The following is a 14,241-nucleotide window of genomic DNA, read 5'->3' on the forward strand; positions in this document are numbered from 1 at the left end:
AAATGGGCTGAACGGGCACGTTCAATAGGCCATCCCATATTCAGATTTCATGACTTCCCGAAGCGGCCTTCTTCCGGCGCGCGGAAGCGGCTTTGCATAGCCGATGCGCAGCAGCAGTTGTGGATATTCACGGGTCGCGTGAAAAAGTTTCTCGCGCAATTTCCCGCGTATTTCAGCGACTTCGCAAGGCTGATTCAGGTATGCGCTGGCAATGCCTGCCCGGGTCAGCGAAAGCAGAAAACGCTGGAGCGCGCGCCCCGTGCTGATCCATGAAAAAACATCATCGGCCGGGCTGGTGATAAGCGCCAAATGGGATGAAGATGCGATTTTTTTCAAATCGGATTTGTTTTGTGATTTGCCGTTGAGCATGGATTTCACGATGGGTTCGCTGATCCAGCGGGGCAGACTGGGCGCGCCCAGGGCGGCGTAGCTGAGGCCGTCGCCCGTGCTTTCGGCGTGCTTTTTGTTGAAGCGCACCCATGAAAGCAACTCCGCCTTGAAGGCGGGGTCGTTCATTTGCGCTTCATTGCCCTGCGTGACGGCTTCGGTCAGCAGCTTGAAGGCGCTGTCATCCTTCTTGAACAGATGGATTTTTATTTCATTTCCGGCCCATTCCTCCAGAATGGCGCACAAAATATCTTCCGGAATGATTTTGTGATTGTATGTTGAGCGGTTTGTCTGCCGCTGTTCAATATAGGCAGAAAGCGGGCTTGGAATAATGCTGTCTGATTTTTGAAGCTGTATTCTGATGCTTCCATCGCCGCTTATTTCCGTCTGGGCGGCGTAATGCAAGGCTGAAGCTTGCAGGCAAAGATTTTCAGCCGCGCATCCCAGGCTGATGAACAATTCCCGGCGGTTGCCGTCCACGGCGGGCAGCGCCCTTGCGGGATCGGGAAAAATGGCAATTTCATTGGCGTTGATTTCAAAATACCACGGCTGCGAGTTATGACCAGATGGAGCGCGGGTGGCGGCGGTAATGAGCTGGAGGGTGTCGGGTGAGGAAAGACGCATGATGACTCTCGCAATGTCCGGCCGGATTCTCGCGCGGCGCTTCGGGTCTGGCTGCACTGGCCTGGCGGCGCAGAAAAGCTTAAAAACAGGAGCGAATTCAAGGGGCTGGAAATGCCATTTCGCGCAGTTTCCACTAGGACGTCATGCTGTTAATTCTGTAGCAACAATATCGGGCAACGGTTTGACCAAGGCTGCAAGCCTGCAACAGGTGCCTATGCTTTTCGCCATGCAACGTTTGGATGACCTTCTTTTTGCCCAGGGTTTTGGCACGCGCCGTCAGTGCGCGGGGCTGATTGCGCAGGGGCTGGTGCAAGTGCAAGGCGGCGTTTGCACTGACCCGGCGGCTGTTTTTCCGCCGCAGGGCCTGCGCATTGCCGTGCAGGGGCAGCCCTGGGAGTGCCGCAGTCCTGCGTATCTCATGCTTCACAAGCCAGCGGGCTATGAGTGTTCGCAGCGTCCCAGCGCCTGGCCCAGCATTTATGCCTTGCTGCCTGCCATGCTGCGGCAGCGCCCTGCCGCCAAGGGTGGCAGGGCCAGCGGTGTGCAGGCTGTGGGCCGGCTGGATCAGGATACGACTGGCTTGTTGTTGCTCAGTGACGATGGCGCTTTCATTCACCGCATGAACGCCCCGCGCCGCCATGTGCCCAAGGTGTATGAGGTGAGCGCAGCGCATGCGGTGACTGCCGCGCAAATTGCCCGGCTGCTGGAGGGGGTGGTTCTTCATGACGATCCCCAGCCCGTGCGCGCTGCCGCTTGCGAGGCGACGGGCAGTCATGCCTTGCGCCTGACGCTGACCGAGGGCAAGTACCACCAGGTCAAGCGCATGCTGGCTGCCGTGGGCAACCGCGTGACGGCGCTGCACCGCAGCCGCATTGGCCAGCTTGCCTTGCCCGCTGATCTGGCCCCCGGCCAGTGGCGCTGGCTGGACGAGGCGCAGCTGGCCTTGCTGCAGCCTTTGTGACCCGCTGAAGATGGGCAAGGCCTAAGAGCGCCCGGGGCCGCGCTTTCGCCCCTCATGGTCAGACTCTGAACAGGTTTCCGGCGTTTGTTCGCGCCCCGTCTTTCAGCGTGAAGAAGCGGTTTGGAATGGGCAAGGCGCGGGCGGGAAGCGAGGAATTTTTCGCTTCTGAATCAATAGCATGAGGTCTTGGTGGAATTTGCGAGGAACGGCATTTCAGGCCCCTCATATTTGCTCCTGTTTTTGGTGTATTCAGGCCAGCAGGAGCAGGCCGCACATGGGTTTTCAGGCCAGGGTGACGCGGGCGAATTTGCGCTTGCCCACTTGCACCACGTAAGTGCCGGGGCGCAGCTTCAGGGCCTTGTCGCTGATGACGGCGCTGTCTACGCGCACGCCGCCGCCGTCTATCAGGCGGTTGGCTTCGCTGGTGGAAGGGGCCAGGCCCGATTGCTTGAGCACCAGGCCGATGCCCAGGCCCTCGCTGCCGGCGCTCAGCTGCACTTGCGCAATGTCGTCGGGCACGCCGCCTTTGCTGCGGTTGATGAAGTCTTGCTCGGCAGCGCTGGCTGCCTGGGCGCTGTGAAAGCGCGTGGTGATTTCGCGCGCGAGCATGACTTTGGCTTCTTTTGGGTTGCGGCCTGCGGCGACTTCGGCCTGGAGTTTTTCAATGCCGGCCAGGCTCTGGAAAGACAGCAGGGGGTACCAGCGCCACATGAGTTCGTCGCTGATGGACAGGACTTTGGCGAACATGGTGTTGGCGTCTTCGGTGATGCCGATGTAGTTGCCTTTGCTTTTGGACATTTTGTCCACGCCGTCCAGCCCCACGAGCAGGGGCATGGTGAGCGCGCATTGGGGTTCCTGCCCGTGTTCGATTTGCAGGTGGCGGCCCATGAGGAGGTTGAATTTCTGGTCGGTGCCGCCGAGTTCGAGGTCGCTTTTGAGGGCGACGGAGTCGTAGCCTTGCAGCAGGGGGTAGAGGAATTCGTGCAGGCTGATGGAGGCGCCGGAGTGAAAGCGCGCGTGAAAGTCGTTGCGCTCCATCATGCGGGCGACGGTGTATTGGGCCGCCAGCTGGATCATGCCGCGCGCGCCCAGCTGGTCGCACCACTCGCTGTTGTAGCGCAGCTCGGTTTTTTCAGGGCTGAGCACTTTGTAGGCCTGGGCGCGATAGGTTTCGGCGTTGGCGCGGATTTGTTCGGCGCTCAGCGGCGGGCGGGTGGTGTTGCGGCCGCTGGGGTCGCCAATGAGGGTGGTGAAGTCGCCAATGAGGAAGATGACGGTGTGGCCCAGGTTTTGCAGCTGGCGCAGCTTGTTGAGCACGACGGTGTGGCCCAGATGGATGTCGGGCGCGGTGGGGTCCAGGCCCAGTTTGATGCGCAGCGGCTGGCCGGTGGCTTCGGCGCGGGCGAGTTTTTGTTCCCAGTCGGTGGCGGGCAGCAGTTCATCGCAGCCGCGCAGGGTGATTTGCATGGCTTCGCGCACGCGGTCGGTGATGGGAAAGGGGCTTGAAGCGGCTTGCGCGGGAGGCTGTGTCATATGTAAAGCTGGGGAAAGGAAAGGCAAAGCAGGTTTTGCGTGCAAGGCGCATGGCTATACTCGCCCGCTTTGCCAAAAGCAAAGAAAACGACTCAAATTGTAGTGTGTAGGCTACAGTCTGCCGCTTCCCGCCTTGACCCGGATATCCCCGTGAAGCCTTCTGCCATTGTCTTGTTCATTGCTGGACTGATTCAGCGCAACCCGAAACGCACGACGGCGGCCATCACCGCCTTTTTAATGGGCGCTGGCACGTTTGCCATGGCCGCGCTGACGCCCGCCGAGCCGCCCAAACTGGTGCGGCTGGTGACGGAGCCTGTGCAGGCAGACGTGGCCGCGCAAGGCGGCGGCGCGCTGACGCTGTACCGCAATGGCAGCACGCGCAGCAGCGATACGCCGGAAGCGCTGCTGGCGCGCATGGGGGTGGTGGATGCCGAGGCGGCGCGTTTTCTGCGCGGCCATGTGGACGCGCGCAACGCGCTGTTCAGCCGCACGGGGCGGCCCGTGGCAGTGCAGGCCGATGACGGGCAAAAGCTCCTTTCCTTGCGCACGCACTGGCTGGACAAGCCGGGAAGCCAGGAATTCAGGCGGCTGATCGTGGAAAAGACGGAAGCCGGCTTGACAGCCCGCGTGGAAACGGCGCCGCTGCAAGTGGGCCAGCGCGTGGCAAGCGGGGTCATCCGCTCGTCGCTCTTCGCGGCGGCCGATGAGGTCAATCTGCCTGACAGCGTGACGTATCAGCTGGCCGATATTTTTGGCTCGGTCATCAACTTCCACAAAGGCCTGCGCAAGGGCGACAGCTTTTCGGTGGTGTACGAGACGCTGGAAGCTGATGGCGAGCCGGTCCGCGCAGGCCGCGTGCTGAGCGCAGAGTTCGTCAATCGCGGCAAAGCGCATGAGGCGGTCTGGTTCCAGGAAAGCGGCAACCCCGGGCAAGGCGGCTACTTTGACTTTGCTGGTGAGAGCCTGCGGCGCGCCTATCTGGCGGCTCCGCTGCCTGTGCTGCGCGTGACCAGCAAATTTGGCGAGCGCCATCATCCCATTCTGGGCTACACGCACAAGCACACGGGCGTGGATTACGCCGCGCCCACGGGCACGCCCGTGCGCACCATTGGCGACGGCACCGTGACGGTGGCCGGCGCGCAAAACGGTTATGGCAACGTGATTTACATCAGCCACCTCAACGGCAAGGATTCGACGGTGTACGCGCACCTTTCGCGCATTGACGTGAAGCCTGGGCAGAAGGTGTCGCAGGGCGATGTGATCGGCGCCGTGGGCGCCACGGGCCGCGCGACGGGGCCGCACCTGCATTTCGAGTTCCGCGTGGAAAACAAGCCCGTCAATCCGACAGTGGCGCTGGCCGAGCAAAGCGGCGCCGTGCTGGCTTCGGTGGCGAAAAAAGAAACATTTGCCCAGCTTTCTCTTGATATGCAGGCCCAGCTGGAATCAGCCAAACAAATGGCGGGCGCAGCTTTCGAATGAATTCATTTCATATTCCTGGAAAATAAAAAAGGGCGCTTTAAGAAGCGCCCTTTTTTATTTGTGGAATTTATTCTTCCGCTACGGAAAATGACGAGCCGCAGCCGCAAGTGGTTTCGGCATTTGGATTGCGGATGACGAATTGCGCGCCCTGCAAATCTTCCTTGTAGTCAATTTCAGCGCCGACCAGATATTGGAAGCTCATGGCGTCAATCAGCAGCGAAACGCCATTCTTGGTCATCGTCGTGTCGTCTTCATTGGCGATTTCGTCGAACGTGAAGCCATATTGAAAGCCGGAGCATCCGCCGCCCTGCACGAACACGCGCAGCTTCAAATCGGGGTTGCCTTCTTCGGCAATGAGATCGGCCACCTTGGCGGCGGCGCTATCGGTAAAGACGATGGGGTCCGGCATGGCCGGAGCGGCAGCTTGGGTCTCAGGGGCGGCATTCATGGGGTAACTCCTGTATTTATATTCAATGCGGAAATCGCGGCCAGTCTATCAAACCGCCTGATCTTCGCCTGTCAAAATGGTTTTTGCGGGCGTGGAAGGCGGCATCAGCTGCGGCTGCAATTGCCCTGAGATGACGGCGCCCGTTTGCATTTCAAGCGTGCGGTACTGGATGGCCTCGCTTTGCACATGGGCGCTGGCCTGGAGTTCCAGCGCTTCGAGCGCCTGCACATTGCCGATCACGGTGCCCGCGATCACGATGAAATCCGCGCGAATCGTGCCCTGCACCTGGCCCGTGGGGCCGATCACGATTTTGCTGACGCTCTGCTCCGAGGCGGGCAGCACATCGCCCAGCACGGTGCCGTCGATCTGAAGGCCGTCTTCAAACGTGCACGGCCCCTGCACCTGCATGCCGGCGCCAATGGCGTTGCGCATTGGCGGATGTTTTTTCTGGTTGAACATGAGCTTGCATCTCCTCTGAAGTGGGCGTGGCGGGGCCAAAGAAAAACCGTGCGGCCCTTGCGGGCGGCACGGCTTGCTTGTAGCACAGAAGGCAGCTTTGCCGCACCGTGCCAGCGTGAGCGCCAGAATCAGCGCTTGCTGAACTGCTTGCGGCGGCGGGCGGAGTGCAGGCCGACCTTCTTGCGCTCCACTTCGCGGGCGTCGCGGGTCACGTAGCCGGCTGCGGACAGCTGCGGCTTGAGGTTGGCGTCGTAATCAATCAGCGCGCGGGTGATGCCGTGACGCACTGCACCGGCCTGGCCGGATTCGCCGCCGCCGCGCACGTTCACCATCACGTCGAAGGTTTCCGTGTTTTCGGTCAGCACCAGCGGCTGCTTGCAGATCATGATGGAGGTCTGGCGGCCAAAGTATTCCTCGATGGACTTGCCATTGACCGTGATCTTGCCGGAGCCTTTTTTCAGAAACACGCGGGCCACGCTGGATTTGCGGCGGCCTGTGCCATTGTTCCATTCACCAATCATTGACGGCTCCTATCAGATTTCCAGCGTTTTGGGCTGCTGGGCGGTGTGCGGATGCTCTGCGCCGCCATACACCTTCAGCTTCTTGATCATGGCGTAGCCCAGCGGGCCTTTGGGCAGCATGCCCTTGACGGCCTTTTCCAGCGCGCGGCCAGGGTGCTTGGCCTGCATGTCGCGGAAGGCGGTCATGCGGATGCCGCCGGGGTAGCCGGTGTGGCGGTAATACTTTTTGCTCAGTTCCTTGTTGCCGGTCACGCGGAGCTTGGCGGCATTGACGACGATGATGAAGTCGCCGGTATCGACGTGAGGCGTGTAAATGGCTTTGTGCTTGCCGCGCAGACGGAGGGCAACTTCGCTGGCTACCCTGCCGAGCACCTTGTCGGTGGCGTCAATCACAAACCACTCATGCTTCACGTCAGCGGGTTTTGCGCTGAACGTTTTCATGGTTTTTTCCTTTTCGGGGAAAGTGAAGTGGCTGGCCCGCTCTTTTCCGCGGTCGGCATTCCTCTGGCGGGAATCTCTCAGGCGGCTGGCGCGCCGAAGCTGGCAAAAATGCCGGCAAAAGCGCGTTTTGTCGCGGAGCGGGCGGCGCTACAAAAAACCGGCGATTCTACACATGCGCTGCCATTACGATTGCCCCATGTTCAGTTACCGCCACGCCTTTCACGCCGGCAATCATGCCGACGCGCTCAAGCATCTGACTCTGATTGCCACGCTGCGGCATCTCATGGCCAAGCCCGCGCCGCTTTTGCTGGCGGACACCCATGCGGGCGCGGGCCTGTACCGGCTGGACAGCGAGGCCGCCCGCACTTCCGGCGAGGCCGCGCAAGGCGTGCTGGCCTTGCAGGCGCAGGCCAATGCGCAGGCCAATGGGCAGGCTGATGGCGGCGCGCCCGCGCCCGAAGCCCTGCGCGACTATCTCGACATGGTCGCCAGCTTCAACGCGCCGGGCAAAAGCTGGCGCATCTACCCCGGATCGCCCTTCATCATGCAGCGCCTCATGGCGGCGCAAGAGCGCGCCGCCGTGCACGACCGCCTGCGCCTGTTCGAGCTGCATCCGTCTGATATTCACGCGCTGCAAGCCAATGTGGCCCAGTTGCAGGCGGGCCGCCAAATCACCATTCAGACCGAAGACGGCTTTGCCGCCCTGCCCGCCCTGCTGCCGCCGCCCGCAGCGGCTGGCGGTTCGCGCCGCGCGCTGGCGCTGATGGACCCCAGCTACGAAATCAAGACCGACTACGCCCGCGCGGCCGCCGCCATCCAGCAATGCCTGCAACGCTTTGCCACGGGCGTGTATCTCGTCTGGCACCCCATCATCGCCCGGCCTGAAGCGCACGGCCTGCCGCGCCGCCTCAAGACCCTGGCCAATCAGGCGCGGCGCGGCTGGCTTCACGCCACGCTGAACGTGGGCGCGGCCAAGGGGCAGGCGGGCCTGTCGGCCAGCGGCGTGTTCGTCATCAACCCGCCGCATACCTTGCCCGCCGCCCTGCGCGCGGCCCTGCCCGCCGTGCTGAATGCGCTCAAGCGTGGGGCCGGGCAGGGCTGGACGGTGGAGACGGGCGGGCTGAAATAAAAAAACCGTTCAAGGCGCACTGCGGGCGTGGCAAAGGCCGTTTTGCGTTTGCCGCCCGTTTCGGCCCGCAGCTTCTCGCGGGCAGGCAGGGAAGCGGCGGCGCATTGAAAACAGGAGCAAATTCAGGCCGCCATCAATAGCGCTTGCGCCCGTTCCACTAGGACCTCATGCTATTGAAACAAGAGCTGAATTGGCGCAGGCCGGGCCAGTTCAGGGCCGGGGCGCGGTGGGCGCGGAAAGAGGGGGATGCGTTCCGGGGAGCGGCGGCATGCGGAGCAGGCTTGCTGCCGCCGCTTTTCTGGCGCCTATTGCGCTTCGTGCAGCACGACGTGCCCGTGGCCGCTGCCTTCCAGCCCCAGATGGCGGGCGGCGGCGCGGCTCAAATCAATGATGCGGCTGTGGGAGAAGGGGCCCCGGTCGTTGATGCGCACCACCACCTGTTTGCCGTTGCGGGGGTTGCGCACCAGCACGCGGGTGCCAAAGGGCAGGGTCTTGTGGGCGGCGGTGAATGCGTGCATGTCAAAGCGCTCGCCGCTGGCCGTGCGCCGGCCCTGGAAGTCTGCGCCGTACCAGGAGGCGCGGCCTTGCTCCAGCACGCGGCCGGATGCCTGCGAAGGCAGCGAGCCGTGGGCGCAGGCCGTTGTCAGCAGGGCCAGCCCCAGGCAGAAGGCGGTGCGGAGCCGGGCGGCGAGAGTCGGGCGGCGCGTGAACATGGGCGGCGATTTTAGAAAGCGCTTTGTCCATGCCGCCCAAGCCGCGCGGTAACGGGAAAAAGGCAGGCGCAAGCAGCCGTTTCAGCGGCTGTGGCCACAATCCGCATTCTTTGGCGCGCCTTGTCCGAGTGGCTCGCGCGCTGTTTTTTCCGCTTTCTTCCTGTTTTCATGCCTGTTTCCGGAAACGCTTTTTTGCACTGGCTGACGCCGCGCCGCCTCATGGCTGCGTCCGCCGCCGTGGCTTGCGCGGCCATTGCGCTCAAGGCGCTGGCCTGGCAGCTCACCGGCTCCGTCGGGCTGCTGTCGGATGCGCTGGAGTCCGTCGTCAATCTGGCCGGAGCGGGCTTTGGCCTGCTCATGCTCACCGTGGCCAGCCGCCCTGCCGACGAGGGGCACCCTTACGGGCACTACAAGGCCGAGTACTTTGCCTCCGCGTTCGAGGGGCTGCTCATTTTGGCGGCCGCTGCGGCCATTGCCTGGGCGGCGCTGCCGCGCCTGGCGCAGCCCCAGCCGGTGGCGCTGGCGGGCTGGGGGCTGGCGCTGGCGGTGGGCAGCTCTGCGCTCAATGGCGCGCTGGCCTGGCTCATGCTGCGCGCCGCGCGTGTGCACCGCTCGCTGGCGCTGGAGGCCGATGCCCGCCATTTGCTGACGGATGTGTGGACTTCCGCCGGCGTGCTGGCGGGCGTGCTGCTGGCGCCGCTGACGGGCTGGCTGTGGCTGGATCCGCTCATGGCCCTGCTGGTGGCGCTGAATATCTTGCGCGAAGGCTTTGGCCTGCTGTGGCGATCGTCGCAAGGGCTGATGGATGAGGCCGTGCAGGCCGAAACCCTGGCGCAGATTCAGGCCGTGCTGGCGCGCTTTGAAGCCGATGGCGTGGCGCGCTTTGACCACGTGCGCACCCGCCAGGCCGGGCAGCGCCGCTTTGCCGATTTGCACATGCACCTGCCGCCTGAGTGGACGCTGACGCAAGCGGCCGCCTTGCGCGCCCAGGTGGCCGCCGCGCTGGCCGAAGGCGTGCCCGGCCTGTGCGCACTCATTCAGATCCTGCCGCCCGAGCCGGACGAGGCGGCACAAAGCCCATCTTCTGAAGAAAGCCGCCTGTCATGAAAGCACTGATTCAGCGCGTGTCGCAGGCCGAGGTGCGCATTGCCGGCCAGGTGACGGGCCGCATTGGCGCGGGCCTGCTGGTTTTCATTTGCGCCGAGCCGCAAGACACCCCCGCCACGGGCGAGCGGCTGCTGGCCAAGATTCTCAAGCTGCGCATCTTTGCCGATGGGCAGGGCAAGATGAACCGCAGCGTGCAAGACGCTGCGGGCGGCCTGCTCATCGTCAGCCAGTTCACGCTGGCCGCCGACGCATCCAGCGGCAACCGCCCCAGCTTTGCGGGCGCCGCGCCGCCCGCCCTGGGCCGCGAGCTGTATGACGATTTCGTGGCCCGCGCCCGCGCCGCGCACCCCGAGGTGGCCACGGGCCAGTTCGGAGCCGACATGCAGGTGGCGCTGATCAACGACGGCCCCGTCACCATTGCGCTGCAAATGGGCTGAGAGCCTGTTCGGAGCCTGGCCGTGGGCTGGGGGCTACGGCCTTATCTAGCTCCTTTATCAATAGCAAGATGTCCTAGTGGAAATTGCGCTGGATGGTATTTAGACCCCCTTGAATTTGCTTCTGTTTCTGAAGGCGCGCCAAACGGCCCCGCCTGTTCATTGCCCGTTCTTGTTCCCCCACGTTTTTCCGGTTTTCTTCCATGAGTGCCACGCCCGCTTGCCGCAACGACCGCCCCATCAACGCCCTGTGCCTGGCGCTGGCCGCCGCCATTTTTGCGGCGCTGGCGGCTTTTTCCGCCTGGCTGTGGCAGGCCGGGCGCGCGCCGCTTTTGCTGGCCCCGGCCCTGGGCGGGCTGCACAACTGCCTGGCGCTGGGGTCGCGCGGCGCGCCCGCTGACGCCGCCTGCACGGCGCCTGACGGCTCGGCCGCGCCGCGCATAGAGCGCGCCTTGCAGGCGCTGGGGCCGCGCGAGAGCGCCGATGGCCGCTTTCTGCTGGGCTACACGCTGGTGGTGCCGCTGCTCAATTTGTTCGAGCCGCACGCGCAGGCCGCCCCCGCGCCGGAAGGGCGCTGGGCCGTCAATGAAGAGGCGCTGCGGCGCATTGCGCGCACGATTGAAGGCGTGCCGCGCCCGGTGGTGCTGTATCTCTTTTCCACCCACTTTTCCGAAGAAGCGCCCATCGAGACCGCGCTGGCGCAAAACCCCGACAACATGGCCGCCACGCCCGCCGGCCCGCTGCCGCCGGACCGCTACATGGGCTGGCCGCTGTATCCGTGGAGCATCGCCCGCACCGACAACCCCATCACCCGCCGGCGCGAGCAGGCCATCCGCGCGCTGGCGGACGCCCTGTGCCAGATGCCGCCTGCGGCGCGCGCGCGCATTGCGGGCATCAACCTGCTGGGCGAAGTGCATCACCTCTACCCCGATTTCGAGGCCGGCATGGGCGCGGGCAGCGACTATGTGATTACCGACTACAGCGCCGCTTCGCGCCAGGGCTTCTCGCGCTGGCTGGTGCGGCGCTTTGCGGGCGACATCGGGGCGCTGAACGCCTGGCTGGGCGGCGCGCCCTTTGCCTCGTTTGACGACGTGCAGCCGCCTTCGCGCGACATCCGCCGCCAGCCGCTGGCGCACTACTGGCAGCATCTGGACGCCACCGCGCACGGCCTGCTGCCCGTCAGCGGCTGGGCGCACGCGGCCAGCGGCCCGGCCTGGGTGCGCGTGTATCTGAACGGGCGCTTTGCCGCCCGCGTGCCTGCGCGCTTCATGCGGCAAGACGTGGCGGCGGCCCGCCCCGATCTGGGTACGGCCCAAGTCGGCTGGCGCTATGACCTGCCTTTTGCCCGGCTGCCAGCGGGCTTGCACCGCATCGATCTGGCGCTGGAAGACGGCCCGCGCCTCATCCACATGGGCGCGCGCCACGTGGCCGTGATGGACCGCCAGCAGTCCACCCCCCGCCCCCAGCCCATGCAGGCGGCCCTGCCGCCCATGCAGCCGGCAGGCGGCTCCGGCGCGGCCTACTGGATTGACACGCCGCAAGACCACGCCGCCGTCTTCTACAACCCGCTGGCCGCCCTCTGGCACGCCTGGCGCGCCGAGCAGGTGGTGGCCTACCTGCGCCACTTTGACGCGCTGCTGGAGCGCACCTGCCTGGCCGGTGTGCCCCGCCGCACCCAGCAGATTTACCCCGCTGAAAAAGCCGGCTGGGACGGCACGCGCTTTGCCTCTGAAGCGTCGCTCAAGCCCTTTGGCCATGTGCAGCTGGGCATCAACCTCTACGGCGAAGCCACGCAGGACGACAGTTTTTTCGACTGGCTCGCCCGCTCGCGCCAGGGCCGCTACAGCGTCACCGAATTCCACCCCATGCACGCCATGAGCGCCGCCGAACTGCGCCGCGTGCTGCTGCGCCACCAGGCCCACGGCGCACAAACGCTGTCTTTCTTTCTGCACCCGCCAGAGCCAGCCCGCCAGGCAGGGCAGGGCGCCCAGGCGGCGCAGCCCAATCCTTTCGCCTTCGACCCCGCCAACCCCCTGCACGGCTCGGATGCGCTCTACCGCGCCGTGCAGGGCGTGATGGGCAAGGCGGGCAAGCCGGATCGCCCGCAGAACATGCCCTGAGAGCCTGCCTAGAGCCTTGTTTCGCTATTTAAACCATAGCTAGAGGTCCTAGTGGAATAGGCGCAGAGGCCGTTTTTTGGCCCCTTGTATCAGCTCCTCTTTTTGATGATCGGCGAAGTGGCTGGAGCCGGTTCTCACCAGTACCCCAGCGCCTTCCACCAAACGCCGCCGATGAGGGTGAAAACCAGCAGGTTCAGCACGCTCATGGCAAAGCCCGCCTTCCACCACTCGCCCAGCGTGGTGTAGCCCGAGCCGTAGATCACGGGCGAGGAGCCTGTGGCGTAGTGGGTCAGCGTCATCATCAGACTGGAGGCGGCGGCCATCAGCAGGGCAAACAGCATGGGCGGCGCGCCCAGCGCAATGCCGGCGGCGTAAAACGCGCCCAGCATGGCCGTGATGTGCGCCGTGGTGCTGGCAAACATGTAGTGCGCATACAGATAGGCCAGCACCAGCAGGCTGGCCGCGCCCGCCCAGCCCAGGCCCAGATGGGAAATGCCGCCCTCCAGCATGTGCGAAAACCAGGCGATCAGGCCGAGCTTGTTCAGGAACGTGGCCATCATCACCAGCGCGGCGAACCAGGTGATGGTGTCCCACGCGCTTTTTTCCTTGAGCACATCTTCCCAGCTCAGCACGCCGGTGAGCAGCAGCAGGCTCAGGCCGATGAAGGCCGTGGCCGTGGCGTCCACCGCCCAGGCCGGGCCGCCAATGTGGGCGGGCACGCCAGCCCACAGCGCCAGCAGCAGCGCGAAGATGGCGAGCATGATTTTTTCGCCCCGGTTCATCGGCCCCAGCTCGGCCAGGCGCTCCTTGGCAAAAGCGGCGGCGTTGGGCGTTTCCCTGATTTCGGGCGGGTAGAGCCAATACAGCGCCAGCGGCATCAGCAGCATGGCCGCCAGGCCCGGCAGTAGCATGGCCAGCGCCCATGTGCCCCAGCTGAGCTTGATGCTGGAGTTCGTGGCCTTGGCCACGATGTCCACCACCAGCGGATTGGGCGCGGTGGCCGTGATGAACATGGCCGAGCTGATGGGGTTGCCGTGGTAATTGACCAGCGCCAGATAGCGGCCCATGCGCCCTTGCGTGCCTTTTTCGGGGTCCGAGTCGTAGCTGGCGGCAATGGCCTTCATCACCGGATGGATGATGCCGCCGGCGCGCGCGGTGTTGCTGGGCGTCACCGGCGCCAGCAGCAGCTCCGACAGCGCCAGGCTGTAGCCAATGCCCAGCGTCTTGCGGCCAAACAGCGCGATGAAAAAGTAGCCAATGCGCGCGCCCAGCCCCGTTTTCAGCAGCCCGCGCGAAATCATGATGGAAGCGCCAATCAGCCAGATCAGCGGATTGGCAAAGCTCGAAAGCGCATCCTTGATGGCGTTTTCAGGCGCGTCCGCCGTCACCCCCGTCACGGCCACCAGCGTGATGGCCACCATCGACAGCGCGCCGATGGGCATGGCCTTGCCGATGATGGCGGCGATCACGCCCACGAACATCGCCAGCAGATGCCAGGCCCGGGGCGTCACGCCCTGCGGCACGGGAATGGCGAACGCGATCAGCAGCGCCAGCGCCAGTGCAATGCCTGCTGGCAAAAGCTTGAAACCCAGCTTGCCTTTCGCCGGGTCTTGAGCCGGTTGCCGGACTGTTTTTTGGTCTGTTTTTTCTGCCATGTTGCAACTCTTTCGTTGGTTGAAGGAGGAAATGGCGCGGGAAAGCGCCTTTCCCGCGCCGTATTGTGCGCATGGCCAAAGGGCGCGGCCGCAGCATGGATTCCGGCGCAGGCGGCGTTCGGAAAAGAAGGCTCCGGGCCGGAGCCGCCAGCAGCGGCGCGGCATGAAACGCAGCAGGCGCTTGCCCTGGGCAGGCGAGCCGGGCCGGGATGGCCAGAGCGTTATTTGCG

14 protein-coding genes are annotated in these 14,241 nt (G+C 64.4%); 6 read left to right on the forward strand and 8 right to left on the reverse strand.

What is annotated here, in order from left to right:
* Nucleotides 1-21: 21 nt before the first annotated feature.
* A complete protein-coding gene (locus ADJ79_RS08270) occupies nucleotides 22-1,011 on the reverse strand; it encodes a nitroreductase (RefSeq protein ID WP_050715560.1) in 990 nt (329 codons plus the stop codon).
* Between the two features lie 226 nt (nucleotides 1,012-1,237).
* Between ADJ79_RS08270 and ADJ79_RS08275 the strand changes: the two genes are divergently transcribed.
* Nucleotides 1,238-1,972 carry a pseudouridine synthase gene (locus ADJ79_RS08275; RefSeq protein ID WP_050716510.1) on the forward strand — a complete coding sequence of 245 codons (735 nt, stop codon included), beginning with the start codon at nucleotides 1,238-1,240 and terminating at the stop codon, nucleotides 1,970-1,972.
* Between the two features lie 282 nt (nucleotides 1,973-2,254).
* Here ADJ79_RS08275 and tyrS read toward each other — a convergent pair whose 3' ends face one another.
* Nucleotides 2,255-3,505 carry a tyrosine--tRNA ligase gene (gene tyrS, locus ADJ79_RS08280; protein WP_050715561.1) on the reverse strand — a complete coding sequence of 417 codons (1,251 nt, stop codon included), beginning with the start codon at nucleotides 3,503-3,505 and terminating at the stop codon, nucleotides 2,255-2,257.
* A 150-nt stretch (nucleotides 3,506-3,655) separates the two neighbouring features.
* On the opposite strand from tyrS, the gene ADJ79_RS08285 reads away from it, so the two are divergent.
* On the forward strand, nucleotides 3,656-4,984 hold the full coding sequence (locus tag ADJ79_RS08285; RefSeq protein WP_253273803.1) for a M23 family metallopeptidase: 1,329 nt from the start codon (nucleotides 3,656-3,658) through the stop codon (nucleotides 4,982-4,984).
* A gap of 67 nt (nucleotides 4,985-5,051) precedes the next feature.
* Here ADJ79_RS08285 and erpA read toward each other — a convergent pair whose 3' ends face one another.
* The 4 genes from erpA to rplM all read right to left on the reverse strand — a co-directional run bounded on the left by erpA (nucleotide 5,052) and on the right by rplM (nucleotide 6,853).
* Nucleotides 5,052-5,393 (reverse strand): iron-sulfur cluster insertion protein ErpA, encoded by a 342-nt coding sequence (gene erpA / locus ADJ79_RS08290; protein ID WP_102284480.1) that lies wholly within the window; start codon nucleotides 5,391-5,393, stop codon nucleotides 5,052-5,054.
* An 87-nt stretch (nucleotides 5,394-5,480) separates the two neighbouring features.
* A complete protein-coding gene (locus ADJ79_RS08295) occupies nucleotides 5,481-5,864 on the reverse strand; it encodes a polymer-forming cytoskeletal protein (protein WP_172674045.1) in 384 nt (127 codons plus the stop codon).
* A 155-nt stretch (nucleotides 5,865-6,019) separates the two neighbouring features.
* The gene (gene rpsI, locus ADJ79_RS08300) at nucleotides 6,020-6,412 is read right to left on the reverse strand and encodes a 30S ribosomal protein S9 (protein ID WP_050715564.1); all 393 of its coding nucleotides are present in this window, start codon (nucleotides 6,410-6,412) and stop codon (nucleotides 6,020-6,022) included.
* A 12-nt stretch (nucleotides 6,413-6,424) separates the two neighbouring features.
* On the reverse strand, nucleotides 6,425-6,853 hold the full coding sequence (gene rplM / locus ADJ79_RS08305; RefSeq protein WP_050715565.1) for a 50S ribosomal protein L13: 429 nt from the start codon (nucleotides 6,851-6,853) through the stop codon (nucleotides 6,425-6,427).
* Nucleotides 6,854-7,049: 196 nt separating this feature from the next.
* Here rplM and ADJ79_RS08310 point away from each other — a divergent pair, with 196 nt between their 5' ends.
* The gene (locus ADJ79_RS08310; protein ID WP_050716512.1) at nucleotides 7,050-7,982 is read left to right on the forward strand and encodes a 23S rRNA (adenine(2030)-N(6))-methyltransferase RlmJ; all 933 of its coding nucleotides are present in this window, start codon (nucleotides 7,050-7,052) and stop codon (nucleotides 7,980-7,982) included.
* 305 nt (nucleotides 7,983-8,287) lie between these two features.
* Here ADJ79_RS08310 and ADJ79_RS08315 read toward each other — a convergent pair whose 3' ends face one another.
* On the reverse strand, nucleotides 8,288-8,695 hold the full coding sequence (locus ADJ79_RS08315) for a septal ring lytic transglycosylase RlpA family protein (protein ID WP_050715566.1): 408 nt from the start codon (nucleotides 8,693-8,695) through the stop codon (nucleotides 8,288-8,290).
* 168 nt (nucleotides 8,696-8,863) lie between these two features.
* On the opposite strand from ADJ79_RS08315, the gene ADJ79_RS08320 reads away from it, so the two are divergent.
* The 3 genes from ADJ79_RS08320 to ADJ79_RS08330 all read left to right on the forward strand — a co-directional run bounded on the left by ADJ79_RS08320 (nucleotide 8,864) and on the right by ADJ79_RS08330 (nucleotide 12,356).
* Nucleotides 8,864-9,802: a cation diffusion facilitator family transporter gene (locus ADJ79_RS08320; RefSeq protein ID WP_050715567.1), complete on the forward strand. Its 939-nt coding sequence runs from the start codon at nucleotides 8,864-8,866 to the stop codon at nucleotides 9,800-9,802.
* The gene (gene dtd / locus ADJ79_RS08325) at nucleotides 9,799-10,239 is read left to right on the forward strand and encodes a D-aminoacyl-tRNA deacylase (RefSeq protein WP_050715568.1); all 441 of its coding nucleotides are present in this window, start codon (nucleotides 9,799-9,801) and stop codon (nucleotides 10,237-10,239) included. The genes ADJ79_RS08320 and dtd overlap by 4 nt, the downstream gene beginning before the upstream one ends.
* A gap of 200 nt (nucleotides 10,240-10,439) precedes the next feature.
* Complete coding sequence (locus ADJ79_RS08330; RefSeq protein ID WP_050715569.1) at nucleotides 10,440-12,356, forward strand: hypothetical protein; 1,917 nt, start codon at nucleotides 10,440-10,442, stop codon at nucleotides 12,354-12,356.
* A gap of 134 nt (nucleotides 12,357-12,490) precedes the next feature.
* Here ADJ79_RS08330 and ADJ79_RS08335 read toward each other — a convergent pair whose 3' ends face one another.
* Nucleotides 12,491-14,011 (reverse strand): DASS family sodium-coupled anion symporter, encoded by a 1,521-nt coding sequence (locus ADJ79_RS08335; RefSeq protein ID WP_199170947.1) that lies wholly within the window; start codon nucleotides 14,009-14,011, stop codon nucleotides 12,491-12,493.
* Between the last annotated feature and the right edge of the window lie 230 nt (nucleotides 14,012-14,241).

Origin of the sequence: Ottowia sp. oral taxon 894 (assembly GCF_001262075.1) — a bacterium.
Taxonomy (GTDB): domain Bacteria; phylum Pseudomonadota; class Gammaproteobacteria; order Burkholderiales; family Burkholderiaceae_C; genus Ottowia; species Ottowia massiliensis.

Bases quoted from the DNA above. Each gene is read 5' to 3' on its own strand.
- erpA (WP_102284480.1), bottom strand. From the start codon at position 5,393: ATGCCGGACCCCATCGTCTTTACCGATAGCGCCGCCGCCAAGGTGGCC.
- ADJ79_RS08270 (WP_050715560.1), bottom strand. From the start codon at position 1,011: ATGCGTCTTTCCTCACCCGACACCCTCCAGCTCATTACCGCCGCCACC.
- ADJ79_RS08335 (WP_199170947.1), bottom strand. From the start codon at position 14,011: ATGGCAGAAAAAACAGACCAAAAAACAGTCCGGCAACCGGCTCAAGAC.
- ADJ79_RS08330 (WP_050715569.1), top strand. From the start codon at position 10,440: ATGAGTGCCACGCCCGCTTGCCGCAACGACCGCCCCATCAACGCCCTG.
- ADJ79_RS08295 (WP_172674045.1), bottom strand. From the start codon at position 5,864: ATGCGCAACGCCATTGGCGCCGGCATGCAGGTGCAGGGGCCGTGCACG.
- rplM (WP_050715565.1), bottom strand. From the start codon at position 6,853: ATGAAAACGTTCAGCGCAAAACCCGCTGACGTGAAGCATGAGTGGTTT.
- ADJ79_RS08315 (WP_050715566.1), bottom strand. From the start codon at position 8,695: ATGTTCACGCGCCGCCCGACTCTCGCCGCCCGGCTCCGCACCGCCTTC.
- ADJ79_RS08275 (WP_050716510.1), top strand. From the start codon at position 1,238: ATGCAACGTTTGGATGACCTTCTTTTTGCCCAGGGTTTTGGCACGCGC.
- tyrS (WP_050715561.1), bottom strand. From the start codon at position 3,505: ATGACACAGCCTCCCGCGCAAGCCGCTTCAAGCCCCTTTCCCATCACC.
- rpsI (WP_050715564.1), bottom strand. From the start codon at position 6,412: ATGATTGGTGAATGGAACAATGGCACAGGCCGCCGCAAATCCAGCGTG.
- dtd (WP_050715568.1), top strand. From the start codon at position 9,799: ATGAAAGCACTGATTCAGCGCGTGTCGCAGGCCGAGGTGCGCATTGCC.
- ADJ79_RS08320 (WP_050715567.1), top strand. From the start codon at position 8,864: ATGCCTGTTTCCGGAAACGCTTTTTTGCACTGGCTGACGCCGCGCCGC.
- ADJ79_RS08310 (WP_050716512.1), top strand. From the start codon at position 7,050: ATGTTCAGTTACCGCCACGCCTTTCACGCCGGCAATCATGCCGACGCG.